This window comes from Nonomuraea corallina (assembly GCF_027620315.1).
Classification (GTDB): domain Bacteria; phylum Actinomycetota; class Actinomycetes; order Streptosporangiales; family Streptosporangiaceae; genus Nonomuraea; species Nonomuraea corallina.
In genome coordinates this window covers 25,460-49,698 of sequence record NZ_JAPNNL010000033.1, presented here as the reverse complement: position 1 = coordinate 49,698, position 24,239 = coordinate 25,460, and the positions used below count along the sequence as shown (strand labels likewise).

The 24,239-nt window shown below is 73.8% G+C and carries 15 protein-coding genes; 6 read left to right on the top strand and 9 right to left on the bottom strand.

All coding sequences use genetic code 11. The annotated features are described in order from the left end of the window. The coding region (locus OUY22_RS11465) for a PEP/pyruvate-binding domain-containing protein (protein ID WP_270154847.1) at positions 1 to 994 on the top strand (994 nt) is incomplete at its 5' end. A gap of 58 nt (positions 995 to 1,052) precedes the next feature. Then, on the top strand, positions 1,053 to 1,649 hold the full coding sequence (locus OUY22_RS11460; protein ID WP_270154846.1) for a histidine phosphatase family protein: 597 nt from the start codon (positions 1,053 to 1,055) through the stop codon (positions 1,647 to 1,649). 102 nt (positions 1,650 to 1,751) lie between these two features. Here the strand turns inward: OUY22_RS11460 and OUY22_RS11455 are convergent, their stop codons facing one another. From OUY22_RS11455 to OUY22_RS11435, 5 genes are all read right to left on the bottom strand, one after another. Then, positions 1,752 to 2,498, bottom strand: a complete 747-nt coding sequence (locus OUY22_RS11455) for a glycoside hydrolase domain-containing protein (RefSeq protein ID WP_270154845.1) — start codon at positions 2,496 to 2,498, stop codon at positions 1,752 to 1,754. Positions 2,499 to 2,603: 105 nt separating this feature from the next. Then, positions 2,604 to 3,398: an SGNH/GDSL hydrolase family protein gene (locus OUY22_RS11450; protein ID WP_270154844.1), complete on the bottom strand. Its 795-nt coding sequence runs from the start codon at positions 3,396 to 3,398 to the stop codon at positions 2,604 to 2,606. Positions 3,399 to 3,429: 31 nt separating this feature from the next. Next, positions 3,430 to 4,191 (bottom strand): hypothetical protein, encoded by a 762-nt coding sequence (locus OUY22_RS11445; protein ID WP_270154843.1) that lies wholly within the window; start codon positions 4,189 to 4,191, stop codon positions 3,430 to 3,432. A gap of 103 nt (positions 4,192 to 4,294) precedes the next feature. After that, positions 4,295 to 5,605 (bottom strand): response regulator transcription factor, encoded by a 1,311-nt coding sequence (locus OUY22_RS11440; RefSeq protein ID WP_270154842.1) that lies wholly within the window; start codon positions 5,603 to 5,605, stop codon positions 4,295 to 4,297. A 146-nt stretch (positions 5,606 to 5,751) separates the two neighbouring features. Further along, complete coding sequence (locus OUY22_RS11435; RefSeq protein WP_270154841.1) at positions 5,752 to 6,234, bottom strand: hypothetical protein; 483 nt, start codon at positions 6,232 to 6,234, stop codon at positions 5,752 to 5,754. A 375-nt stretch (positions 6,235 to 6,609) separates the two neighbouring features. Between OUY22_RS11435 and OUY22_RS11430 the strand changes: the two genes are divergently transcribed. After that, positions 6,610 to 12,741 carry a non-ribosomal peptide synthetase gene (locus OUY22_RS11430; RefSeq protein ID WP_270154840.1) on the top strand — a complete coding sequence of 2,044 codons (6,132 nt, stop codon included), beginning with the start codon at positions 6,610 to 6,612 and terminating at the stop codon, positions 12,739 to 12,741. Next, on the top strand, positions 12,732 to 15,809 hold the full coding sequence (locus OUY22_RS11425) for a non-ribosomal peptide synthetase (protein WP_270154839.1): 3,078 nt from the start codon (positions 12,732 to 12,734) through the stop codon (positions 15,807 to 15,809). Before OUY22_RS11430 ends, OUY22_RS11425 begins: the two co-directional genes overlap by 10 nt. Positions 15,810 to 15,816: 7 nt before the next feature. Here the strand turns inward: OUY22_RS11425 and OUY22_RS11420 are convergent, their stop codons facing one another. Further along, a complete protein-coding gene (locus OUY22_RS11420) occupies positions 15,817 to 16,398 on the bottom strand; it encodes a dihydrofolate reductase family protein (protein ID WP_270154838.1) in 582 nt (193 codons plus the stop codon). Between the two features lie 25 nt (positions 16,399 to 16,423). Then, a complete protein-coding gene (locus OUY22_RS11415; RefSeq protein ID WP_270154837.1) occupies positions 16,424 to 17,302 on the bottom strand; it encodes a helix-turn-helix domain-containing protein in 879 nt (292 codons plus the stop codon). A gap of 399 nt (positions 17,303 to 17,701) precedes the next feature. Between OUY22_RS11415 and OUY22_RS11410 the strand changes: the two genes are divergently transcribed. Beyond that, positions 17,702 to 18,679, top strand: coding sequence for a GlxA family transcriptional regulator (locus OUY22_RS11410; protein WP_270154836.1), 978 nt, complete (start codon positions 17,702 to 17,704; stop codon positions 18,677 to 18,679). Between the two features lie 23 nt (positions 18,680 to 18,702). Here the strand turns inward: OUY22_RS11410 and OUY22_RS11405 are convergent, their stop codons facing one another. Further along, positions 18,703 to 19,596: an alpha/beta fold hydrolase gene (locus OUY22_RS11405; RefSeq protein ID WP_270154835.1), complete on the bottom strand. Its 894-nt coding sequence runs from the start codon at positions 19,594 to 19,596 to the stop codon at positions 18,703 to 18,705. Positions 19,597 to 19,915: 319 nt separating this feature from the next. Here OUY22_RS11405 and OUY22_RS11400 point away from each other — a divergent pair, with 319 nt between their 5' ends. Then, a complete protein-coding gene (locus OUY22_RS11400) occupies positions 19,916 to 20,488 on the top strand; it encodes a hypothetical protein (protein WP_270154834.1) in 573 nt (190 codons plus the stop codon). 29 nt (positions 20,489 to 20,517) lie between these two features. Here the strand turns inward: OUY22_RS11400 and OUY22_RS11395 are convergent, their stop codons facing one another. Next, entirely contained in the window at positions 20,518 to 24,036 is a 3,519-nt protein-coding gene (locus tag OUY22_RS11395) for a BTAD domain-containing putative transcriptional regulator (protein WP_270154833.1), read from the bottom strand. Positions 24,037 to 24,239: the final 203 nt, after the last annotated feature.

Genomic DNA, 24,239 nt, shown 5'->3' with positions numbered 1-24,239 from the left:
CGCGGTGCGGTCCTCGGCCGCGCACGAGGACACCGGCCGGACCTCGGCGGCCGGTCAGCACGACAGCTTCCTCGCCGTGCGCGGGCTCGGCGCCGTCACCGACGCCGTACGGGCCTGCTGGGCGTCGCTGTTCACCGCGCGGGCCGTCGGCTACCGGGGCGCCCGGCCCCTCGGCGACCTCGCCATGGCCGTCCTCGTGCAACGCCATCTGGACGCCGAGGTGTCCGGGGTCCTGTTCACCCCCGCCGGCCCGCGCGACGCGACCCGGATCGAGGCGTCCTGGGGGCTCGGCCCGAGCGTCGTCGGCGGCACGGTCACCCCCGACGCCTTCCGCGTCACCGGGGACGGATCGGTCACCCGCGCGGTCGCGCGCAAACAGACCCGCCTCGACCGGCGCGGCGGGCGGCTCGTCACCTCCGACGTGCCCGGTTCCGACCGTGACCGGCCGGTCATCGACGACGCCACCGCCCGGCGTCTCGCCGCGCTGGGTACGGAGATCACCGCCGTACGCGGTGGACCCCAGGACGTCGAGTGGGCGATCGCCGACGGCCGCGTGTGGATCCTGCAGGCCCGGCCGCTCACCGCCGAGCCCCCGGCCTGGCCGCCATCCCTCGCCACCTCACCGGCCACCACGCCCTCCACCACGCCGGCCACCAGTTCGGCGGCCGTCGCCATGCTGACCGGAACCCCCGGCAGTCGCGGGATCGTGACCGGCACCGCGAGGATCATCCGCGGCCCCCGCGACTTCGAACGAGCCCGCCCCGGCGACATCATCGTCTGCCCCTTCACCGACCCCGCCTGGACGCCGCTGCTGCGGATCGCCGCCGGCGTCGTCACCGAGACCGGAGGCGCGCTCTCCCACGCCGCCATCGTCGCCCGCGAGCACGGCATCCCCGCGGTCCTCGGCGTCGCGAACGCGACGGCCAGACTTCACGACGACAGCACCGTCACCGTCGACGGCGCCACCGGCACCGTCACACAGGAAGCCCCGTGACCGGGTCCGCGCCACCCCGGAGCCGTCACCAGGCGGCCCCGCACCGAGGCAGGCGCCCATGACCACGCGACACCTCTATCTCGCACGCCACGGCGCGGCCGACGCGTTCGGGAACCTCACCGACATCGGCCGCCGGCAGATGGACCTGCTGGGCCGGCGGCTCGCCGACCTGCCGATCGACGCCGTGTGGCACTCTCCGCTGCCGCGCGCCGCGGCCAGCGCGGGCGAACTCGCCCGGCACCTGCGGGACGCGCCCGTCGCCGAGGCCGCCGAACTCATCGACCACGTGCCCTACGTTCCCCGACCGGCTGAGACGCCGCCCTCCTGGGCCGGTTTCTTCGACGGCTACGACGAGGCGGAGGCGGTCTCGGGGCACAGGCTCGCCGAGGCGCTGATCGCCCGGTTCGCGCAGCCGCCCGGCCCCACCGACACCCACGAGGTGCTGCTGACGCACGCCTACCCGATCGCGTGGCTGGTACGGCACGCCCTGGACGCGCCGCCGTCGCGGTGGCTCGGCCTGAACAGCGCCAACTCCGCGCTGACGGTCATCGACTACCGCACCGCCCTGCCGCCGACGCTCGTGATGTTCAACGACATGAGCCACCTGCCGGCCGACCTGCGCTGGACCGGCTTCCCCGGCGGCACGAGGCCATGAGAACGATTTCGGGAGAGCGGCTCCAGCGGGCTCCCTCCCCACCTTCGGTACAGGGGACCGGCGGTCAGGGGCCGGACGCTCGGAGCCGGGCAGGCGGAGGGGTCAGGTGACCCAGGTGGGGCCGCCGTCGGGGCGTGCCGGGTCGGACACGCTGGAGCAGTTCAGGTCGACGTGGTCCAGGCGCCGGGCCGTGCCCGCCTGGCTGTCGATCCACCTCAGGTCGATCGGCCCGTGCATGCTCATGCGGTACTGCCACACCAGCGCGGAGGGGAAGCCGGACGTCGCCGGATCGCGCGCGAGTTCCGTGCCGAGGTCGATCGTGGACGGCCCTTGGTCGATCGGGCCGTACACCCACGTCTGCACCGGGTGGCCGGTCTCCGTCACGATGTCGGCCACGTTGTCGGCCACCTGCTGGGCGGTCTGGGTGCGTGAGCAGTAGACGCCGGCCCAGTAGATGGAGTTCACGTGGACCTCGCGGATCCACGCTTTCACGTACTTGACCTGGTTGTTCGGCATCAGGCCGCCGTTTTCGACGTCGAGGTAGACGACGCACTGAGGGTGCAGCCGGATCCCGGCGGCGAGACCGGCGGCGTGCAGCCCGTCGATCGTGCCCTGCGCCTCGGTGACGTGGTGACTGCCCGAGCCGATGACCTGCTGGCCGACATAGGTGGGCAGGACGCCCCAGCCGATGGACTGCAGGGCGGGGGCCGCCTCCATCCAGGAGGTGTCCGGGTGGCTGGGCGCGGGCGCCAGATACAGCCCGACGAACGTCATGTCGGCGACGGAGTCCCACAGGGACGTCATCAGGGTGGCGCCGGGGAAGCTGAAGCGATCGAATCCGAGAAGCATGGTGGACCCCCGCAACGTCGAATCGGCGAGTGTGCTCCAGCTACCCCTCTCTGACCTGCGCTAACGGTCGGTCGGAGTGCCCGGGAAAGGGCCGGGGCGGTGCCGTCAGCCCGGGCCGGGGGGTACGGCCGGCCGGACCCACGGGGTCAGCTCCGGGCGTTTGGCCGTGCGGCCGTCGCCCGAGGAGCGGCCGCGCAGGCGGCGGCCGATCCAGGGGCCGGCGAACGAGGCGAACCAGCGCAGCTCGGCCGTCGCCGTCCGCCAGGCCGCCGCCGGGGGCAGCGGCGGGAAGGGCCGCATCCACGTGTCGTCGCTGCCGGGCAGGCCGAGGGAGTGGGCCATGGCCGCGGCGATGCGGGCGTGGCCGGCGGGGCTGGCGTGCAGCCGGTCGGTGCCCCACATGCGCGCGTCGGTGACGAACTCCATCGCGAAGGTGTCCACCACCGTGACGCCGTGGCGGGCCGCGGCGTCACGGATGCGGGCGTTGAGGTCGAGGACCTTGGGCCGGAGCGGCCGGGCTACCGGCGCTATCTTCCCGATGTCGGGGAAGGTCACGGTGACGACGTGGGCGCCGGACCCGGTCAGGGCCGCGTACATCTCCTCCAGTTCCCGCGCCACGGCGGCGGGCTCGCAGCCGGGGCGGATGAGGTCGTTCATGCCCGCCATGACCGTGGCCAGGTCGGGGCGCAGCGCCAGCGCGGGGGCCAGTTGCTCGGCGCGGATCTGGGCCGCGAGCCGGCCGCGGACCGCGAGGTTGGCGTAGCGGAGCTCGGGGTTGGCGCGGGCCAGGTGCTCGGCGAGCCGGTCGGCCCAGCCGCGGTGGCCGGTGACGTCGTCGCCGTCGCCGAGGCCCTCGGTCTGGCTGTCGCCGAGCGCGACGTACCGCGCGTAGACGGTCATGGCTCTCCCCTCCGGCGCTTCACGGGGTTGACTATAGGCGGGTGGGGCCGCCTTCGGTTCGCCGAGGTCGCGCGGGCCGTTCGCCGAGCCCGGCGCGCAGCCCGTACCAGCCGATGGCGGCGGCGAGCGCGACCTGCAGCAGGTACACGGCCATGGTGGCCGTGCCGCCGAGCAGGTCGACCGGCAGCGCGGCGATGACGAGGATGTAGACGATGCCCGTGATGGACAGCGGGCGCGGCATCGTCCTGGACAGCAGCGTCCCGGCGAGCGCGAGGAGCACGCCGGCGGAGATGACGATCTGCGTGCCGACGATCGCCGGGATGAGCAGGCCGAGATGGGCGTTCAGCACGACGAACAGCTCCCGTCCCTCGGCCTCGGGCAGGACCGCGGGGTCGGCCGCGTAGGCGAACGGCAGCGCCTCCGCGGTGATCACGAGGGCGAAGAGCACCCCGCCGACGCCCGCCAGCAGGGCGCCGGCCAGGTTCAGCGCGGCGCCCCGGCCGCGGCCGAGCAGCACCAGGAAGATCGCTGTGGCCACCCAGGAGAGCGCGTACCCGGGGCCGCCGAGGTAGAGGTTCATCGGCCAGTAGGCGGCGCCGAGCGCTCGGATGTCGTCGTACCGGACGGTGCCGTCGAAAGGAGGCTCCCAGAACGCGAAGGACGTCCGTGCGGCGAGCGAGACCAGCAACAGGACGAACAGGGCGATGAGGGCGGCGCGCCACGGCGCTGTGCGAGCCGGGGCGGGCCCGGCGGACGCGGGCAGCCCGGCACCGGTGAGTTCGGATGCGGTCAAGGTCGTCTTCCCTTCGATCGGCACGGCCGGTGTCGCGCCGATCGTCGCCGGGAAGGTGCGCGCGGCGCATCGGTGCCAGCACCTATCTTGGGGTCCGGCCTGGTCAGGGGCCCTTTGCGCGTGCCCTGCCGTCCAGCCACATCCGCGCGGCCTGCACCCGCCGGTTGGCGCCCGCCTCCTGCTGGAGTCCGAGCTTGACGAAGATCGCGCGCAGGTGGGCGTCGATCGTCCGTTCGGAGACGACGAGCTGGGCGGCGATCCCGGCGTTGCTGGCGCCTTCGGCGAGCGCGGCGAGGACCTCCGCCTCACGGGGGGTCAGGACCGCCACCGGCTCGGCCGCCGCCGGGAGGGCGCCTGGCGGCGCCGGGCGGTCGTCCTCGGCGGTCAGGAGGCGGGCCAGCCGCGCGGTCCCGGTCCAGGCGCCGCCGACGACGGCGAGCGTCACGGCCGCGATGAGGAGGGCGACGGGCGTGGCGCCGAGCCGGACGCCGGGAGCGGCGATGATCGTCCCGATGGCGGTCACGACGAGGAACGCGGCGGCCAGCCCGGTGCCGCGGATGACGATCAGCACCTGCCGGGGCTCGACCCCGCCTCGGGCGGCCAGCAGGGCGCAGGCCGTGCTGAACGCCGCGGCCCCGGCGAGCGCGACGAGGAACGCGGCCGAGCCCAGCGCCGGGGTCACGGCCCCGGGGTCGCGGGCGACGGCGAGCAGGAGGCAGAAGCAGACGGTGAGCGGGGCGCCGCTGGTCCCGGCCGCGGCGACCGCGATCCTGGCGCGGGCGGATCCTGCGGAGCTCAGCGCGGCGCGCCACAGAGTGACCGGCAGGAGCAGCAGGGCCAGGACGCCGGCGAGCGTGGCCAGGACGCCGATCGGTTCGAGCGCCGTGCGCCAGGACTCGGGGGCGATCGTCGGCAGGCCGGCGAACGGCTCGCCCGGCGTCGTCAGCAGGGCGTTCGCGCACGTCACCGCGGCGATCACCCAGATCACGGCCCGGTGCGTCCACGGCGTCCGCTCGCCGGCCCGGACGGCCGTCGAGGCGACCAGTTGCAGGAGCGCGAGCGGCGGGATCCACGCCGAGCTCCACAGCGTGACCGCGAGCGCGGAGCTCGGGTCCGCGCCTTCCACGGCCCACACCGCCCAGCCGGCCAGGGCGAGGTAGGCGAGCAGGGCGGCGCAGAGCCGGCCGGCGAGCGTGCCGGCCGCGCGGTTGCCGGACTCGGTGAGCCGGGTGGCGGCGACAGCCGCGCCCGCCGCCGATGCCGCCAGCGCGAGCACGCCGGCGGGGTCGGTGGGGAAGTCGTCGTGACCGGCCAGCCGGAGGGCGAGCAGCGCGGCCGCCGCGACGGCCGCGCCGGTCCCGGCGATCAGGGGCAGGAGCCGGCCGGTCGCGGACGGCTCGTCGATGACGGTCATGCGGGTCCCACTCCCAGGTCGTCGCCGGATCGGCGGACCGGCTCCGGGCGGACCGGAGCCGGACACCGGACCCGGAGGACGCCGGGTCCGGAAGAGCTGCCGCCTCCCATGGTGGTCCCGTCACGGCCGCGCTGTCTCGCCCGGCGCTACAGGCCGGTCATCACCAGGCTCATGTAGTACCAGTAATCGGAGCCGAAGATGTGCTGCGGGATGACGGTGGTCTGCCCGGTCGCGAGGCCGGCGCAGGTGGAGCCCCGCGCGGTGACCGAGCCGAGCTCCTTGCCCTGGCCGACGGCGGGCGGGGTCACCTCGCGCAGGCTGAACAGCGCCGACCCGTTGGTGCCGATGGTGGTGGCGGGGTTGGCGAAGTTGCCGGAGTAGGCGCGGTCGCCGTCGTTCATGGCGACGTAGCGGCCGCCGCCGGGGTACATGTATCCGGCGAGGTTGATCCGGATCTCGTCGCCGTTGTTCTCGTCCACGTCGTAGGCGTCGACGTACTCCACCTCCACCCGGCACGTGCCGGCCGTCGCGGCGGCTTGTGAGGGCGCGGGTGGGACCGCGGACACGGTCAGGGCGGAGGCCAGGAGCGCCGTCAGGAGGCGCCCCCGGGTGAACTTGTCGGATCGCATGCCGTTCTCCCTTTTCGTCGATCGGCGTCACCGAACGGAACGCCGTTGCCTCAGGGTGTGACAGCGGCCCGGGCAGGTCAGTGGCCGAATGCACGCTTGATCCACGTCTTTTTGCGCGGTCGCACGCGCGCGCTTGACCGCGCGGGCACGGGTGTGAGCAAATCCCGTTATTGTGACGTTCAGCACGGGAAAGTGGAGCGGTAGTTGACGACCACGACGGAGCCGGCCTCAGGCGGAGCTCACCTCTCTGACACCAAACGAGCTCTGCTGGAACAACGCCTTCGCCGCAGGTCGAACGGCAAGCCGGCCGCGATCCCACGCCGTCCCGCCGGCGCGGACATCCCCCTGACCCACGCCCAGGAGGGGCTGTGGTTCATGGAGCAGTTCGCTCCCGGGACCGCCGCCTACACCATCCCCTTCGTGGTGCGCCTGCGCGGGGACCTCGACCCGGCACGGCTGCGCCGGGCCCTGGAGGCGGTCGTGGCCCGGCACGAGATCCTGCGTACCCGCTTCCCCGCCGACGCCGACGGCCGCCCGCGCGTCGTGGTGGACGACGCCGGGCAGGTGGAGCTGCGCGGCGTGAGCGCCCCGGACGAGGCGGCGGCCCGTGAGCTGCTGAGCGCCGAGCTGGCCCGGCCCTTCGACCTGGCCGCCGGGCCTCCCGTGCGGGCCCTGCTGGTGCGGCTGGCCGGCGACGACCACGTCCTGCTGGTGGCCCTGCACCACATCGCCGGCGACGGCTGGTCGCTGGAGATCCTGGCCGGGGAGCTGCGCGCCCTGTACGCGGGGGAGGAGCCGCCCGAGCTCGCCCTGCAGTACGCGGACTTCGCCGTGTGGCAGCGCGGCCGCCCGGCGGAGGAGGCGGATCTGGCCTACTGGCGCGAACGGCTGGCCGGGGTGCCGCCCATCGAGCTGCCCCTGCACGGCAGGCGCGGCGCGGTGGCCACCTTCGCGGGCGACTCCCACACCTTCCGGCTCGGCGCCGACGAGCTGGCCGCCGCCCACCGGCTGGCCCGCGAGCACGACGCGACGCTGTTCATGGTGGTGCTCGCCGTCTACCAGGTGCTGCTGGCCCGGCACAGCGGTCAGTCCGACTTCGCGATCGGCACGCCGGTGGGCGGACGCCCGCGCAGCGAGCTCGAACCCCTCATCGGCATGTTCGTCAACATGCTGGCCATGCGCGCCGACCTGGAGGACGATCCCACCTTCGCCGAGCTGCTCGCCCGGGTCAGGCGGAGCACGCTGGACGCCTTCGCGCACCAGCGGCTGCCCTTCGAGCAGCTCGTCGGCGAGCTCGGCCTGGCCCGCGACGTCTCACGCACCGCGGTGTTCCAGGTGGCGCTGGCGCTGCGCAGCTACGACGAGGACAGCGCCGCCTGGCCGGGCCTGACGGTGGAGCCGTACCCGCTGACGGCCGGGGCCGCCCCCTTCGAGCTGGAGCTGTTCCTGACCGAGCGCGGCGGCGGGCTCGACGGGCTGTTCGTCTACAACCGCGACCTGCTGGCCAGGGACACGGTCGAGGAGCTCGGCGACCGGTTCGGGACGCTGCTGCGGGCCGCGCTCGCCGACCCGGACCTGCGGGTGTCGGACCTGGAGCTGCTGACCGGGCCGGAGCGCGAGCACGTGCTGGCCCTCGCGGCCGGGCCGAGCGTGCCGTACCCGGCGGACCGGACGCTGGGAGAGCTGTTCGAGGAGCAGGCCGCCCGCACCCCCGACGCGGTCGCCCTGGAGTTCGGCGGGCTCCGGCTCAGCTACGCCGAGCTGGAGCGGCGCTCCGGCGAGCTGGCCAGGCGATTACGCGAGCTGGGCGCGCGGCCGGGCGTCAGGGTCGCCGTCGCCATGGAACGCTCGCTCGACCTGGTCGTGAGCCTGCTGGCGGTGGTCCGGGCCGGCGCCGCCTACGTGCCGCTCGACCCCGACTACCCGCGCGAACGCCTGGACTTCATGCTGCGGGACGCGCGAGCGGCGATCCTGCTGCCGGAGGAGACCGTACGCGAGCGCGAGGATCTGCCGGACACGCCGCTGACCCCCGCCTGCCCCGCCTACATGATCTACACCTCCGGCTCGACCGGCCGCCCCAAGGGCGTGCCGAACTCCCACGCCGCCATCGTCAACCGCCTGGACTGGATGCAGCGCCGCTTCGGCCTGACCGGCGCCGACGCGGTGATGCAGAAGACGCCCGCCGGGTTCGACGTGTCGGTCTGGGAGTTCTTCTGGCCGATCATCACCGGCGCCCGCCTGGTCGTCGCCGCGCCCGGCGGCCACCGCGACACCGCCTACCTGCGCGACCTGATCGTCTCCTCCGGCGTGACGACCATGCACTTCGTGCCGTCGATGCTCGCCGCCTTCCTGGAGGAGGAGGACGTCGAGCGCTGCGGGTCGCTCAAAAGGGTGATCTGCAGCGGGGAGGAGCTGCCGGTCGCCGTCGCCGCCCGGTTCTTCGAGCGGCTGCCGGAGGTGGAGCTGCACAACCTCTACGGGCCGACCGAGGCCGCCGTCGACGTGACCGCCTGGCGCTGCTCGCCCGGCGAGAGCCGGATACCGATCGGCCACCCGGTGCAGAACACCCGCATCCACGTGCTCGACGCGCGGCTGCGCCCGGTGCCGCCCGGCGTGACCGGCGAGCTGTACATCGGCGGCGTCCAGGTCGCCATCGGCTACCACGACCGGCCCGCCCTGACCGCCGAACGCTTCCTGCCCGACCCGTACGGGCCCGCGGGCTCGCGGCTCTACCGCACCGGCGACCTGGCCAGGACGGACCGCGACGGCGCCGTGGAGTTCCTCGGCAGGGCCGACGACCAGATCAAGATCCGTGGCCAGCGGGTCGAGCCGGGCGAGGTCGAGGCCGTGCTGCGCGAGCAGCCCGGCATGCGCGAGGCGCTGGTCGTGGCCGACGCCGACGGCCTGGTGGCCTACGTCGTCACCGAGGCCGACCCGGCCGGGCTGCGCGCCCGGCTCAAGGAGCTGCTGCCCGACCACATGGTGCCCACCGCGTACGTGCGGATGGACGCGCTGCCCCTCAGCCCCAACGGCAAGGTCGACCGGTCCGCGCTGCCGGCCCCCACCCGGTCGAGCGGCGGCGGAGCCCTGCCCGGCACGCCCGCCGAGATCGCCGTGGCGCAGATCTGGAGCGAGCTGCTGGGCGTGCCCGGCATCCGGGCCGACGACGACTTCTTCGACCTCGGCGGGCACTCGCTGGTCGCCATCCAGGTGGTGGCCAGGATCCGCAAGCTGCTGGCCCCGGCCGAAGGCCGCTCGGTGGGCGTCATGGACCTGTTCCAGCACCCCACCGTGCGGGGCCTGGCCCAGCTCATCGAAGGGCCGGCGCCGGCCGAGGACAGGCCGCGCGAGCTGCTGCACCGCCTGACCCGCTCGCGCGCCACCCCCGCCCTCACCCTGGTCTGCTTCCCGTACGGCGGCGGCAGCGCCCTGGTCTACCAGCCGCTGGCCGACGCGCTGCCCGAGGAGTGCGCGCTGTACTCCATGGCCTTCCCCGGCCACGACCCCGGCCGCCCCGACGAGCCGGTGATGCCGCTGGAGGAGGTCATCGAGCGGGCCGTGCAGGAGATTGTCGACGGCATCGAAGGCCCCATCGCCCTGTACGGCCACTGCGGCATCGGCGGCGCCGTCACCGCCGAGGTCGCCCGGCGGCTGGAGGCGCGAGGCCGCGAACCGGTCGCCGTCTACATCGGGGCGATCTTCCCGTTCGCCCGCCCGGAAGGGCGGATCGCCGGCCCGCTGGGCAGGCTGCTGCGCACCGACCGGCTGCGGGGTGACCGCTCCTACGAGAACCGCATGAAGGCCATGGGCAACGACATCTCCGGCCTGGACGAGGAGCAGGTCAAGTTCATGGTCCGCAACCAGCGGCGGGACACGCTGATCGCGGAGGAGGCCTTCACCCGCATGCTGTCGCAGCAGGCCCGGCCGCTGCGCGCCCCGGTCATCGCCGTCGTGGGGGAGCAGGATCCGGCCACCGACTACTACCGCGAGCGCTACCGCGAGTGGCACTTCCTGTCCGAGACCACGGCGCTGGTCGTCCTGGACGAGGCCGGCCACTACTACCTCAAATACCGCGCCGACGACCTGGCGCAGGTCCTCACCAACACGCACATCGCCCTGGAGTACGGCGCGGCCGACGAGCTGAGCCGCCAGGCCCGCGGCCCCGCCGCCGGGTGGTGGGTGGAGAAGACCTCGACCCGGGGCGGACAGGACGATCCGCCGCCGCGCAAGCGGGCGCCCGAGCCCGGCATGCGCCGCTTCCTGGCCGTCTCGGCGTTCCAGCTCCTGTCCATGGTCGGCACCGCGGTCACCGACTTCGCCATCCCGATCTGGGTCTACACCACCACCGGCTCCCTGCTGAACTTCGCCCTGCTCGTCGCCCTGGCGATCATGCCAGGCGTGCTGGCCGCCCCGCTGATCGGCGCGCTCGTCGACCGGCACGGCAAGAGGGCCATGATGGCGCTGGGCAACTGCGCGGCCGGCGCCGTGCAGCTCGTCTTCGGCGTGCTGCTGTGGACCGGCACGCTGGCCACCTGGCACATCTACCCGCTGGTCGCCCTGCTGTCGATCACCCTGGTCTTCCAGCGGCTGGCCTACACCGCGGCGCTGCCGCAACTGGTGCCCAAGCAGTACCTGGGGCACGCGGCCGGGGTGGTGCAACTGCTCGCCGGCACCTCGCAGTTCGTCGCCCCGCTGCTGGCCGTCGCGCTGCTGGCCGGGATCGGGCTCGGCGGCATCCTGGTGATCGACGTGATCAGCTTCGGCGTGGTGCTGGCCGCGCTGGCGCTCATCCGCTTCCCCGCCACGATGGCGCTGGAGCGGCGCGAGACGCTGGCCGCCGAGCTCGCCGGCGGGTTCCGCATGTCGCTGGGCAACCGCCACCTGCGGTCCGCGCTGCTCTACTTCGCGGTGCTGAACGTCATGCTGGCGGCGGTGCTGATGTCGATCTCGCCGCTGGTGCTGTCGTTCGCCGACCTGGACACCGCCGGCCGCATCTCGTTCATCGGCGGCCTGGGCGCCACCCTCGGCGGCGTCATCGTCGCGCTGTGGGGCGGGCCGCGCCGCCGCCGGATGCGCGCCGTGCTGCTGGGCACCCTGGTGCTCAGCCTGTTCGCCGTCGTCACCGGGATGTACGCCTCGCCGCTGGTCGTGGGCCTGGGCGCGTTCGGGCTGTGGTGCAGCCTGTCGGTGGTCAACGGCGTCTTCATGACGATCATCCACGTGAAGGTGCCGCAGCGGTTCCACGGCCGGGTGATGGCGTTCAACCAGATGATCTCCTGGTCGACGCTGCCGGTCGGCATGGCCGTGGTCGCCCCGCTCGGCGAACGCCTGCTGGAGCCGCTGCTGATGCCCGGCGGCGCGCTGGCCGGCACCGTCGGCGCGGTGATCGGCGTGGGCCAGGGCCGCGGCATCGCGTTCATGTACGTGCTGCTGGGGCTCGGCATCGCGGTGCTCGCGCTGGTGGCCATGCGGATCCCGGTGCTGGCCGGGTTCGACGAGGCGGTGCCGGAGGCCGACCCCGACGACCTGGTCGGCGCGCGGGCGCTGCGGGAACGGGCGGGCAACGTCGTCAGCCTCGCCTGGAGCGCCCCGGCCTTCGCCAAGGCGCTCACCATGCCGCTCAGCGCGGCCAAGGCGGGCGAGCTGCTCGGGGAGCCGGTGGAGAAGGTGCTGCTGCGCACCGGCGGCGAGATCAGCGCCGTCTACGAGGTCAGGACCGCCGACCGGGAGCTGATCGTCAAGCTGTACCCGGGGCTGTTCACCGAACGCATGCGCAAGGAGCGTCAGGTCTACGACCTGCTCGCGCGGACCGGCGCGGCGGCGCCCGCCGTGGTCCTGGCCGACGACTCCCGCCGTGACCTGCCCCAGGCGTACCTGGTCATGACCAAGGTGCCGGGCCGGCCGCTCTCCCAGGTCTCCGCCGGCCTGGACCGCGACACCGTCGAGCGGCTCTACCGCGACATGGGCCGCCTGCTGCGCACCGTGCACAGCGTGACGGCGCCCGCCTTCGGCCCGATCGACGGCGTGACGGAGCCCACCAACGACGCCTACGTCGGCGGCCAGTTCGAGCTCAAGGCCGCCCACTTCGCCGAGTTCGGCGGCGACCCCGGCCTGCACGCGGCGCTCCTGGCCCGCCTGAGCGCCGACCGCCACCTGCTGGCCCGCTGCGCCACGCCCGTGCTGCTGCACCACGACTTCCACGAACGCAACGTCATGGTCGCCCGGCGCGACGGCCGATGGGAGCTGACCGGCCTCATCGACGTCGAGAACGCGCTCGGCGGCGACCCGCTGATGGACCTGGCCCGCACCGACTACTTCGCCGTCCGCGACGACCCGCTGCGCCGCCGCGCCCTGTTCGAGGGGTACGGGGACCTGCCCGGCGACCGGGACGAGCGGCTGGCGTTCTACCGGCTCTACCACGCCCTGGACCAGTGGCACTGGCTGGCCACGATCGGCGAGGTCAGCGCGCTGGAGCCGATCACCCGGGAGATACGCGCATGCCTTTGACCGAAGACGCCTTCGCCGCCTCCTACGCGCAGGAACGCGTCTGGTTCCTCACCAGGCTGCTGCCCGGCGTGCCGCTCTACAACATCGCCGGCGTCTCCCGGCTGGAACGGCTCGGCGCGGTCGAGCCCGGCCTGGTGGAGCGGGCGCTGCGGCTGGTGGCCGAACGGCACGAGCCGCTGCGTACCCGGCTGGAGCCGCGCGGCGACGCGGTCATGCAGCTGATCGCCCCCGAGGCGTCGGTGCGGCTGGCCCACACCGACCTGTCCGGCCGCCCCGAGCAGGACCGCGCCGCGGACCTGGCCGCGCTGGCGGCGGCCGACGCCGCCGAGCTGTTCGCCCTCGACCAGGCGCCGCTGTGGCGGACCCGGCTGGTGCGGCTCGGCGGCGGGCAGTGGCGGCTGGTGCTCGTCGCCCACCACGCCGTCTTCGACGCCTGGTCGATGCGGATCTTCACCGAGGACCTCGCCGAGGCGTACCACGCGCTGCGGGAGAACCGGCCGCCCCGGTTCGCCGAACTGGCCGTGCAGTACGCCGACTACGCCGTCTGGCAGCGCGAGCAGGGCTTCGAGGCGTCCCTGGCCTACTGGCGCGAACGCCTGGCCGGGGCGGCGCCGCTGGAGCTGCCCACCGACCGGCCGCGGCCGGCCGAGTTCGGCTACGCGGGCGCCAACCACCCCTTCACCGTCCCGGCCGAGCTGACCGCGCGGGTGAGCGAGCTGGCCAGGCGCACCGGCAGCACCTCCTTCATGGTGCTGCTCACCGCGTTCGCCGCGCTGCTCGCCCGCTGGAGCGGGCAGAGCGACGTGGTGATCGGCTCGCCCGTCGCCGGCCGCGACCAGCCCGAGCTGAGCCCGCTCATCGGCATGTTCGTCAACACGCTGCCGCTGCGCGCCGACCTGAGCGGCGACCCGTCCTTCGCCGAGGCGCTGGAACGGGTCCGCACCACCGTCGTGGACGCGCTCGACCACCAGGACGTGCCGTTCGCCCGCATCGTCAGCGAGCTGAACCCGCCGCGCGACCCCTCCCGCACCCCGCTCTACCAGGTGGCCTTCAACCAGCTGCCGTACGACGTGCGCGGCCAGATCGGCACCGGCACCACCAAGACCGACCTCACGCTGGAGATCCAGAACGCCGACGGCGACCTGAGCGCCTGGCTGGAGTACGCCACCGACCTGTACGACCCGGCCACGATCGACCGGCTGGCCGAAGGGTTCCTCGCCCTGCTCGGCGCCGCCACCGCCGATCCCGCACTGCCGCTGTCGCGGCTGCCGCTGATGCCCGAGGGAAGGCGGCGGGAGGCGGTGACCTCCGGGCACGGGCCGCGGCTGCCGTACCCCGGCGTGCCGGTGCACGCGCTCGTGGCCCGGCACGCGGCGGCCCTGCCCGGCGCGGCCGCCGTCGTCGTCCCGCACGAAGGCCGCACGCTCACCTACGGCGAGCTCGACGAGCGGGCCGCGGCGCTGGCCCGGGTGCTCCTCTCGCGCGGCGTCGCGGTGGAGTCGCCGGTGGCGGTCTGCCTCCCGCCCGGCGGCGACCTGGTGATCGCGCTGCTCGCGGTGCTCAAGGCGGGCGCCTGCTACGTGCCGCTCGACCCGCGCTACCCCGTGGAACGGCTGCGCTTCATGCTGGCGGACTCGGAGGCCGCGCTCGCCCTGACCACGCCGGAACTGGCCGGACGGCTGCCCGGCGTGCCCGTGCTCACCGACCTGGCGCAGAGCCCGCCGGACGAGCGGCCGCTGCCCGAGGTCTCACCCGGCCATCTGGCCTACGTCATCTACACCTCCGGCTCCACCGGCGTGCCCAAGGGCGTCATGGTGCCGCACCGGGGCGTGGTCAACCTGGTCACGAGCCTCGGCTTCACCGCGGCCGAACGGATGCTGCTGCTCACCCCGATGTCCTTCGACATCGCCGCGCTCGAACTGTTCGGGCCGCTGCTGTCCGGCGGCACGGTGGTCGTGGCGCCGCCCGAGGCCAAGCTGGGCCCGGTCCTGGCCGAGGCGGACGTGCGCACCGTGCAGGCGCCGCCGTCCGTCCTGGAGGAGATCGTCGAAGAGCTGCCGGTCGGCCTGCCCCGGGTGCTGAGCGGCGGCGAACCGCTCGGCCCCGCCTTCGCCCGGCGGCTGCGGGAAGTCGCCGGCGAGGTGCACAACATGTACGGCCCGACGGAGACCACCATCTGGTCGCTCACCCACGTGACGCGGCCCGGGGAGCAGAGCGTCCCGATCGGCCTCCCCGTCGCCAACACCACCGTCCACGTGCTGAGCGAGGCCATGGAGCCGGTGCCGCCCGGCGTGGTGGGAGAGCTGTGGCTCGGCGGCGACGGGCTGGCCCGCGGCTACCACCGGCGGCCGTCCCTGACCGCGCAGCGGTTCGTCCCCGACCCGTTCGGCCCGCCCGGCGCCCGCCTCTACCGGACCGGCGACCTGGTGCGGCGCTCGGCCGGCGGCGCCGTGGAGTTCGTCGGCCGGGTGGACGACCAGGTGAAGGTACGCGGCGTCCGCGTGGAGCTCGGCGAGGTCGAGGCCGCCCTGACCGCGCACCCGGGGGTCAGCCGCGCCGTCGCCGCCGTCCGCGACGACGCGCCGGGCGGCCGCGCCCTGGTGGCGTACGTGGACGAGCACGCCCCCGTGGCCGAACTGCGGGCCTACCTGCAGGACCGGCTGCCCTCCACCATGATCCCCAGCCTGTACCTGGCCGTCGGCTCCTTCCCCAGGCTGCCCAACGGCAAGCTCGACCGCTCCGCCCTGCCCGCCCCCGTCCCCGCGCCCGCCGCCGAAGCCCTCCCGCCGCGGACCGCCGCCGAGGAACTGGTGCACGAGATCTGGAGCGAGGTGCTCCACCGCGACGGGTTCGGCGTCGAAGAGGACTTCTTCGACCTGGGCGGGCACTCCATGCTCGGCACCCGGGTGGTGGCCCGGCTCTGCTCGGAGCTGGAGATCGAGCTGCCGCTCAACATCCTCTTCCTGACCCGTACCGTCCGCAGGCTGGCGGCGGCGGTGGAGGAGAGGCTGGCGGCCGAGATCGACGAGCTGTCGGACGAGGAGGCGGCGGCCCTGATGGAAGCCTGACGCCGGGTCACCGGCGCACCTGATAGCGCAGGTGAAGGACCTGGTCGCCCTGGATCACCACGTCAGGATCCTCCAGCAGGTGCCGCGCGGAGACCGACCCGAAATAGCGCTTGCCGGACCCGAACACGACGGGCACCACGTCCATGCGCACCTCGTCGACCAGCCCGGCGGCGAGCACCTGGCCGCCGACGTCGCCGGCGGCGACCTCGACGATCCGCTCACCCGCGAGCTCGCGCGCCCTGGCCACGGCTGCCTCGACGCCGCCGACGAAGTGGAACGGCGCCTCGGGGTCCCAGCCCTCGGGCGCCGGCCGGTGCGTCACGACGACCACGTGGTCGACGCCGCTCGGCGGCTCGCCGTCCCAGCCGTCCGTCAGGTCGAAGACGTGACGGCCGACGATCGTGACGCCGATCCGGTCCCAGTACGTCCGGGTGTAGTCGTAGGACGCCTGCGACACCTTCAGCTCGCCGCTGTCGTCCAACGGGACGTCACCGCTGGACAGCCAGTCGAACAGCGGCCCGGGCTGGTCATTCTCGTCCGCGACGAAGCCGTCCACCGACACCGAGCTGTACATGACCACCTTGCCCACGGGGCTCTCCTCTGCTTCGGGGCCCTCAAGGTAGCGTGCCGTGAGCCTCCGGCTCTTGTAAGAAATCAATCGGCCGGCAGCGGCCAGCGTCCAGCGCGTGACCGGGATGCTCGCGCAGGAACCGCCGCCGGACCTCGACGTACCGGGTGGGCGTGAGCCCGGTGAACGCCCGGAACTCATGGCCGAAGTGGGCCTGGTCGAAGTAGCCCGCGCCACCGGCGAGCCCGCCCCAGTCGATCGGCCCGGCGGGGTCGATCGCGAACACCGTGGCGGCGAAGCGGTGGGTACGGGCCAGCCGCTTCGGCGTGACGCCGATGAGCTGCTTGAACCGCTGGGCCAGATGCGTGCTGCTGACACCGGCCGCCACGCTCAGGTCGCCGATCGCCACCGCCCCGCCGGCCGCCGCGATGACGCCGCTCGTACGGCGGACCAGCCCGAGGCCGGCGGTCTCGCTCAGCCGTCGCATGAGCTCCTCCTCCAGCAGCGTCAGCATCTCGTGCGGCCCGTCCGCCTCGGCCAGCCGCTCCCGCAGCTCGGCGACGGCGGCACGGCCCCAGATCTGCTCGATCGTCACCGGCCGGTCACACAGCTCGGCCGCGGGCATCGGCAGGAACGGCGCCAGCCCCCACGGCTTGACGTGCGCGCCGACGGACCGGGTCGGAAGCGGGTAGCCGAACTCCAGCGCGCGGGTGGGCATGGTGACCACGCAGCCGTCGGCGTACTCGGCCGTCTGGATGTCGGCGCCGGCGCGGATGCGGAACGGCGCCCCGAGGTTGACGATGAGCAGCGCCGACGGCATCGGCGGCAGCGTCAGTAGGGCGTACGGCGGGGCGCCCTCCAGGTAGTAGAGGTCGTCGATCAGTCCGTCCAGCGGCGGTCGCGGCACTCTGGACACGTACTCCACGCCCCCAGTATCGCCGACGCCGATGATCTCCCACCGGATGCCGGAGCGCCTCCCGGATGAGCGGACGGCCTCGGCGGCCGCCGCGCGATGACGGCAGGTTCTGCCGGTTGTCGCCACTTTCGGCGCCGCGGTCACCGTGGACGGGCATAGCCGCAGGTCATAGGGCCGCCCCGGGCGGCCGGCGGGAGCGACGCGGTGCAGACATCGTGCAGGGCGACGCCAGAGGGCCTGCTTAACGTGAGCGGGCGAACGTGCGGGAGGGCCCTCGCGTGCCCGCCGTCCGCCACCAGCTCCCTGTGAAAGGAACCATCGGTGACCCTCTCCACACCCGTCCTGTGGTCTGGCTTCGGTCATTGTCATCAGGAGACCGGCCCGTACGCGGGTCCCTCCCTGCCCGTCGTGGCGCCCTTCCAGTGCGTGGTCGCCTACGTCACCCACGGCGTCAGTTCCTTCGGCCTGGGCCTGGTCAACAGGCTGTTCGCGGACAGGTCCGCCGCCGGCCCGCCCGCCTTCACCTGCACCTTCTGCTCCGACGACGAGCGCGGCCTGCGCACCGACCTGGGCCTGCTGATGGAGGGCCACCACGGTCTGGCCGCCATGACCGCGGCCGATCTGATCGTCGTGCTGCCCACCGACGAACCGCTGGTGCCGCTGAAGCCGCAGGTGGTCGACGCCCTGCGGCAGGCCCACCGTCGCGGGACGATCATCGCCGCGTACGGCAGCGGGTCGTTCCTGCTGGCCGGGACCGGTCTGCTGGACGGCCGCCGGGCCGCCACCGACAGGGACCTGGCCGAGAAGATGGCGCGCAGGTACCCGCGGGTTAAGGTGGACCCGGCGGCTCTGTACTGCGACGAAGGGGACATCGTCACCGGCGCGGACGGCCTGGCGGGCCTCGACATGTTCCTGCACCTGCTGCGCCGCGAGCACGGCACGGCCGCCTTCACCGCCGCCGCACACGACGTGCTGGCCTTGCCGCGCCGGGAGAACGGGCAGGTCCGCTACGTCGCTCCGGCATCGGACACCGACACCGCCAGCAGGGCGGCGGTGGACCGCGACCGCGTGACAGATCTGCTGGAATGGGCGCGAACCCGGCTGCAACAACCCCTGTCGGTCGACGACCTGGCGCGACAGGCGTTGATGAGCCCGCGCACCTTCGCCCGCCGCTTCCGCGAGGCCACCGGCACCACGCCGCAGGCCTGGCTTCGCGATCAGCGGCTCGACCGCGCCGAAGGGCTGCTGGAGACGACGGACCTGCCCGTCGAGAAGATCGCTCACCTGGTGGGCTTCGGCTCCGGCGGGGTTCTGCGCCTGCATTTCGCCAAACGTCACGGTGTCGGCCCGCACGAGTACCGGCGTGCTTTCCACGCCAGATCCTGACGCGAAGCGGCCCGCGGCCGCCCTCACGGGTGTCGTGTCTCCTGCGGGAGCACGCGTGTGAGGAAGTCGCGGACGAGGGGCACGATCTCGTCCAGGCTGGTCTCCAACGCCCAGTGACCGGCGTCGAGCAGGTGCAGCTCCGCGTCGGGGAGGTCGCGCAGGTAGGCCCTGGCCGACTCCTCGGGCATGTAGCCGTCGTGCGGTCCCCAGACGATCAGGGTCGGGGGCCGGTGTTCGCGCAGGTATGCCTGCTCCTCGGCGAACCACGCGAGCGTCGAGGCCTGGTCCTCGATCAGGTTGACGACGTTGGCGAGCCGCTCAGGGGTGTTCATCAGCTTCCAGTGCAGGGTCCACAGATCCGGGCTCACCCGCTCGGCCAGACGCGGGGGCAGCTCGCCGACGAACTCGCCGCGGAAGCCCTCCTCCGAGACGTGCGCGACCACCTTGGCCCGGCCCTCCGGCGTGGGGTGCGCCCAGTGCTCCTTCAGCCAGGCGTACTTGGGTCCGAGCGTGTCCTCGTAGATGTCGCCGTTCTGGATGATGAGGGCGCTCACGCGCTCGGGGGCGCGCATCGCCAGCCGCAGTCCGAACTGGGAGCCGTAGTCGTGCAGGTAGAGCGCGTACCGGGACAACTCCATGACGTGGGCGAACCGTTCGAGGAAGTCGGCGTAGCCGGCGAAGGTGTAGGAGAAGTCCTCGGGAGTGGCGCTGTAGCCGAAGCCGGGCAGGTCGGGCGCGAGAAGGCGCCAGCGGTCGCCCAGCGCCGCCATCAGGTCGCGGAACTCGTAGGAGGAGCACGGATAGCCGTGCGGCAACAGCAGCACCGGCGCGTCGGGCGGGCCGGCCTCGCGGTAGAAAATCTCGATCCCGTCGACGACGGTGGTCCGGTGGGCGACGGGTGCGGGCAACAGGGACATGATCTCACCTCCGGCGGCTTGCCCTGCCCCGGACCGGGCGGGGCCATGCGTCCGCGACCGCGGTCACAGGAGGCCGTCCCACGGGCGCCGTCGTCTCGGAACGGCCGCCCTGACCTGCGCCATCAGGCTGTCACTGCCAGAGAACGTCGTGATCCTGACAGACCTTGGCGGAGAGGCTTCCAAGATCCGGCCGATGCGTAGGGTGATGCCGGTCCGCATCGCTCGGGGACGGCGGCGCATCGGGGCCGTGACGCCGGCGGGCGGGCTCAACGTAACCACGTGAAGGGAAGACGGATAGATGACCCTCTCATCCGGACGGATGACTCGTGCCACCGGCCTGGGACTGGCTCTGGTGCTCGGCTCCTCACTGGCGGTCGCCGGCGCCGCTCTGCCGGCCGCGGCCGACGTGCGCGCCGGGGTCGCCGGGGAGGCCACGGCGACCGCCGTCGTCGAGCGGCGGGTCAAGGTCTACGAACTGCTCACCAAGGACGGGGGCTACTTCTACACGGCCAGCGAGTCGGAGAAGCAGAGCGCCGTCACCAAGCACGGCTGGACGCTCACCCAGACTCCGCTGCACTTCATCTCTCCCGCGCCGTTCCGGGGTGGCAAGCCGCTGTATCGGCTGCGCTGGTCCAAGAAGGCGTCCTACCTCGTGACGGCCTCGCTCAGCGAGCGGGACACGCTGGTGAAGTCGGGCGACTTCACCTATGAAGGCGTGCTCGGCTACGCGCCGGGATCGGCCGCGGCGGGTGGCGAGGTGAAGGTGTACCGGCTGTCGAACAACGGCAGATGGCGCCTGGCCATCGAGGCGCACAAGAACAGCATCCTGGTCAACGAGCCGGGATGGGAGCTCAACGGTCCTCTGCTGTACCAGTTCAGGTCCGGAAACTAGGGCCCAGGGCGGGCCTGGACGGCGCGCGGTCAGAGCGTCGATCGGCGGGTGACACCCAGTTCGCGGCGCAGCCGCGCGCTCTCCCGCCGGTACGCGGCCCCGTCCGCGCCGGTGAGCACGTCGCCGAGCACGCGGGTCGCGCGCGCCTCACCGAGGCGGTGACCCGTCCGGCGGTGGACGTCCAGGGCCGCCCGAGCCTCCCGCTCCGCCTCCGCGAGGTCCCCGGCCGCCAGCGCGATGCCGGCGAGCGCGGTGCGGGCCTGGCCCTCGACGATGCGGAACGATCGTTCGCGGGCGATCCGGAGGGCCTGCCCGGCGAAGGCGGCCGCACCGGGGTCGCGCATGGCCCCGGCCGCGACCGCCCGCCCGACCAGGGCGAAGGCTCTGACGATCGGGTGCGGGTCGCCGGCCAGGTCGGCGGCGCGCTCGTGATGCTCGGCGGCCCGGGCCGGGCGTCCGGTCAGCTGCTGCAACCGGCCCAGCGCGTTGTGCGCCTGCGCCTGCGTGTAGCGGTCGTGGAGGTCGCGGCTACGGTCCAGGGCCTCCTGCGCGAGAGCGAGCGCGATGTCGTGTTGGCCGAGCTCGCCGCGTACCTCGGCCAGCTGGACCAGGCAGGACAGCTCCACGCTCCGGGCCTTGGCCGACAGGCTGCGGGCACGCGCCTGCCCGAGGTGGCGCAGCGCCTCGGCGAAGCTGCCGCGCAGGTGGCACACCTCGCCGAGGTTGAGCGCGATGATGCCGTCGAGGTCAGGGTGGAGATCGACGGCCTTGAGAAGGTGGCTGTGGGCGTCCTCCAGCAGGCCGAGCTGGGCGTACGTCGCCGCGAGATTGACGTGCTTGACGCCGAGCCAGGCCGTCCGGCCGTCCTCCTCGTCGAGCTCGATGCCGCGCCGCAGCGTGCGGACCGCGTCAGGCAGCTTCCCGAAGCGGGCTTGGTGGCCGCCGAGATTGTTGACGATGGAGGAGGCGCCGGCCCGCCATTCGCCCTTCACAGCGAGATCGAACGCCTGCTCGTACAGCGAGAGCGCCTCGTGCCGCCGGTGGAAGGCGTGCGCGTCGGCGAGGGCCAGCAGGGCCGCCGCCTGTCCGGCCGCTTCGCCCTCCTCCTCGGCCGCCGTCGCGGCCGCCCGGGCGCAGGACAGCCAGTCGGCCATGTTCCCGCTCGCCCAGAAGTGGCTGCGCATCGCGTCGACGAGCAGCCACGCCGACCGTCTGGGCCCGGAACGGGCCGCGGCGTGGACGGCGGCGACCAGGTTGCCGTGCTCGCGGTCCAGCCAGTGCGCCGCCGCGGCGAGATCGGCGAACTCCATCGCCCGCGTCTCCTCCGGCCCGGAGTCCAGGGGCAGCCTTCCCCAGTGCGGGTGACTCTGCTCGACGGCGGCCCGTACGCTCAGCACGTACCAGTCGTACAGGCGCTGCCTCGCCTCCGTCAGGCGCCGCGGGCTTTCCAGCGTGGTGGCGCGCTCGGCGGCGTACAGGCGCAGCAGGTCGTGGAAGCGGTACCGGCCGGGTTCGACCCGGTCGACGAGGTTCGCGGTGGCCAGCCGGGCGAGCTCCCGCCGGATCTCCCGTACGGTGGAGCCGGTGAGCGCGGCGGCGGCCTCGACGCTGAAGTCGATGCCCGGGAGCAGGCCGAGCAGCCGGAACAGGCGGGCCGTGGACGGAGGCAGCGCGGCGTAGGAGAGGGCGAAGGCCGCCTCCACGGCCGCGTCGGCCGTGCCGTCGACCGCCAGCTCGGCCAGCCGGTCGCCCTCGCGCAGGGCCGTGACGTAGTCCCGCACCGTCGCGTGGGTTCCGCGGCTGATGTTGGCCGCCGCGATCCGCAGCGCCAGCGGCAGCCGCGCGCAGAGCTCGGCGAGCTGCTCGAACAGCGGCGCGAGCGTGTCGTCGGCGCGCGGAGCGAGCGTCCTGGTCAGCAGGGTCACGGCCTCCCGCATGCTGAGAACGTCCAGCTCCACGATGAGCGCGTCGTCGTGGACCCGTAGCCCCGACAGGTCGTTGCGGCTGGTGGCGACGACCGCGCTGCCGCCGCTGGCCGGGATGACGGGACGGACCTCTTCGGGGCTGATCACGTCGTCCAGCACGATCAGCAGCCGCCGCTCGGCCGTGAGCGATCGGAACAGCGCGCTGCGGGCGTCCACGTCGAGCGGCACGGACGCCGGCGCGACCCCGAGGGCGAGCAGGAAGCCGGTCAGGGCGTCCGCGGCGGTCTTGGCGGTGTGCGCGGAGTAGCCGCGCAGGTTGTAGTAGAGCTGCCCGTCGGGGAAGCGGTGCCGCACCCGGTGGGCCCAGTGCACGGCCAGCGACGTCTTGCCCACTCCGGCGGTGCCGCTGATCACCGACACCCTGGCCGCCGCCGGCTGCGCGTCCGCGGCCGGCAGGTACGCGTCCAGCGCGCCGAGCTGCTCCCCACGGCCGGTGAACGCGGCGAGGTCCGGGGGCAGCTGGGCGGGGACGGCGGCGGGGACGGCGGCCGGCGGCGCGGTGGAGGGGGCCCGGGGGTTGTCCCGAAAGCCGTCCCGAAAGCCGTCCCGAAAGCCGTCCCGGGGGTCGTCGCGGGGGCCGTCGCGGGGGCCGTCCTGGCGCAGGACGCGGGCGCGGGCGTCCCGCAGCTCCGGGCCCGGGTCGATGCCCAGCTCGGCCTGGAGCCGGTCGCGCAGGTCGTCGTAGCGCCGGATCGCGGCCGCCCGCTGCCCGGACGCGGCGAGGGCGAGCAGGATCCGCGCGTTCAGCCCCTCGTGCAGGGGTTCGGTGTGCGCCACCTCGTGGAGCCGCTCCAGCGCGGCCCCGGCGTGCCCGGTGTCCAGCGCGAGGTCGGCGTACTCCAGCACCGCCGTCAGCCGCTGCCGGGCCAGGGCGACCACCGTGGGGTGCTGGAAGGTGTGGGCGGGAAGGTCGGCCAGCGGCTGCCCCCGCCAGAGCGACAGCGCCTGCTCATACGCCTGACGCGCGGCATCAGGGCTGGCCGCGGCGCGATGAGCCGCGGCCCGCTCCAGCAGGCCGGTGAACTCCAGCGCGTCGCTCTGATCGGCTGCCAGGGTCAGCCGGTAGCCCGCTCCCGTCCGGGCGATCAGGCCCGCGCCCGCCCCGGCGTCGCCGAGGAAGCGCCGCAGCCGCGACACGTGACCGTGCACGAGGTTGAGGTAGGAGGCGGGGATGTCGGCGTCCCACAGGAAGTCGACGATCTCCGTGTGCGTGACGACGTGGCCGGCGCGCAGCGTGAGCAGCCCGAGAAGGCGGCGCTGGGAGGGAGACGCCAGGTCGACCGCGTTCCCGCGCACGCGGATGGTCAGCGGCCCCAGCACGTCGACGCGCAGGAGCGGGGGCCGGGCGGCTGCCGGCGCGTTCCGCTGGAGCAGGTCGAGCTCGGCGACCGACAGGCCGACCGCATCGGCGAGCGTGGCCTTGGAGCGGCTGTTCGGGCGGAGGGCGACGCCATGCTCCAGGTCGCGGAGCAGTCGCACGCTGATGCCGGCCCGGGCCGCGAGCTCCCGCTGGGTGATCCCCGTCCGCCGTCGATACGCGAGCAGGAATTCCCGCAAGGTCATGGAGCCTCCCCGTGGCTGCGTACGGTCCCCGAAAGCTCGCCCGGACCTCGGCGAGTGGATCGGGGCCGCGCTCCTGGCTCGTCACCCCGGCCTCGTCCAGGCAGGAACGCGGCCGGGCCGAGGCCGCCTCGGTCCCGGTGACAGGACCATCCGGCGACCCCGGCCCGGCGCGCTCAAGGACCTGGCTACGTCCGCCCCTGGCA

What these genes read in the sequence shown, in the direction of transcription:
- OUY22_RS11460 (WP_270154846.1), top strand. Translation starts at nt 1,053, where the DNA reads ATGACCACGCGACACCTCTATCTCGCACGCCACGGCGCGGCCGACGCG.
- OUY22_RS11455 (WP_270154845.1), bottom strand. Translation starts at nt 2,498, where the DNA reads ATGCTTCTCGGATTCGATCGCTTCAGCTTCCCCGGCGCCACCCTGATG.
- OUY22_RS11450 (WP_270154844.1), bottom strand. Translation starts at nt 3,398, where the DNA reads ATGACCGTCTACGCGCGGTACGTCGCGCTCGGCGACAGCCAGACCGAG.
- OUY22_RS11440 (WP_270154842.1), bottom strand. Translation starts at nt 5,605, where the DNA reads ATGACCGTCATCGACGAGCCGTCCGCGACCGGCCGGCTCCTGCCCCTG.
- OUY22_RS11435 (WP_270154841.1), bottom strand. Translation starts at nt 6,234, where the DNA reads ATGCGATCCGACAAGTTCACCCGGGGGCGCCTCCTGACGGCGCTCCTG.
- OUY22_RS11430 (WP_270154840.1), top strand. Translation starts at nt 6,610, where the DNA reads ATGGAGCAGTTCGCTCCCGGGACCGCCGCCTACACCATCCCCTTCGTG.
- OUY22_RS11425 (WP_270154839.1), top strand. Translation starts at nt 12,732, where the DNA reads ATGCCTTTGACCGAAGACGCCTTCGCCGCCTCCTACGCGCAGGAACGC.
- OUY22_RS11405 (WP_270154835.1), bottom strand. Translation starts at nt 19,596, where the DNA reads ATGTCCCTGTTGCCCGCACCCGTCGCCCACCGGACCACCGTCGTCGAC.
- OUY22_RS11400 (WP_270154834.1), top strand. Translation starts at nt 19,916, where the DNA reads ATGACTCGTGCCACCGGCCTGGGACTGGCTCTGGTGCTCGGCTCCTCA.
- OUY22_RS11395 (WP_270154833.1), bottom strand. Translation starts at nt 24,036, where the DNA reads ATGACCTTGCGGGAATTCCTGCTCGCGTATCGACGGCGGACGGGGATC.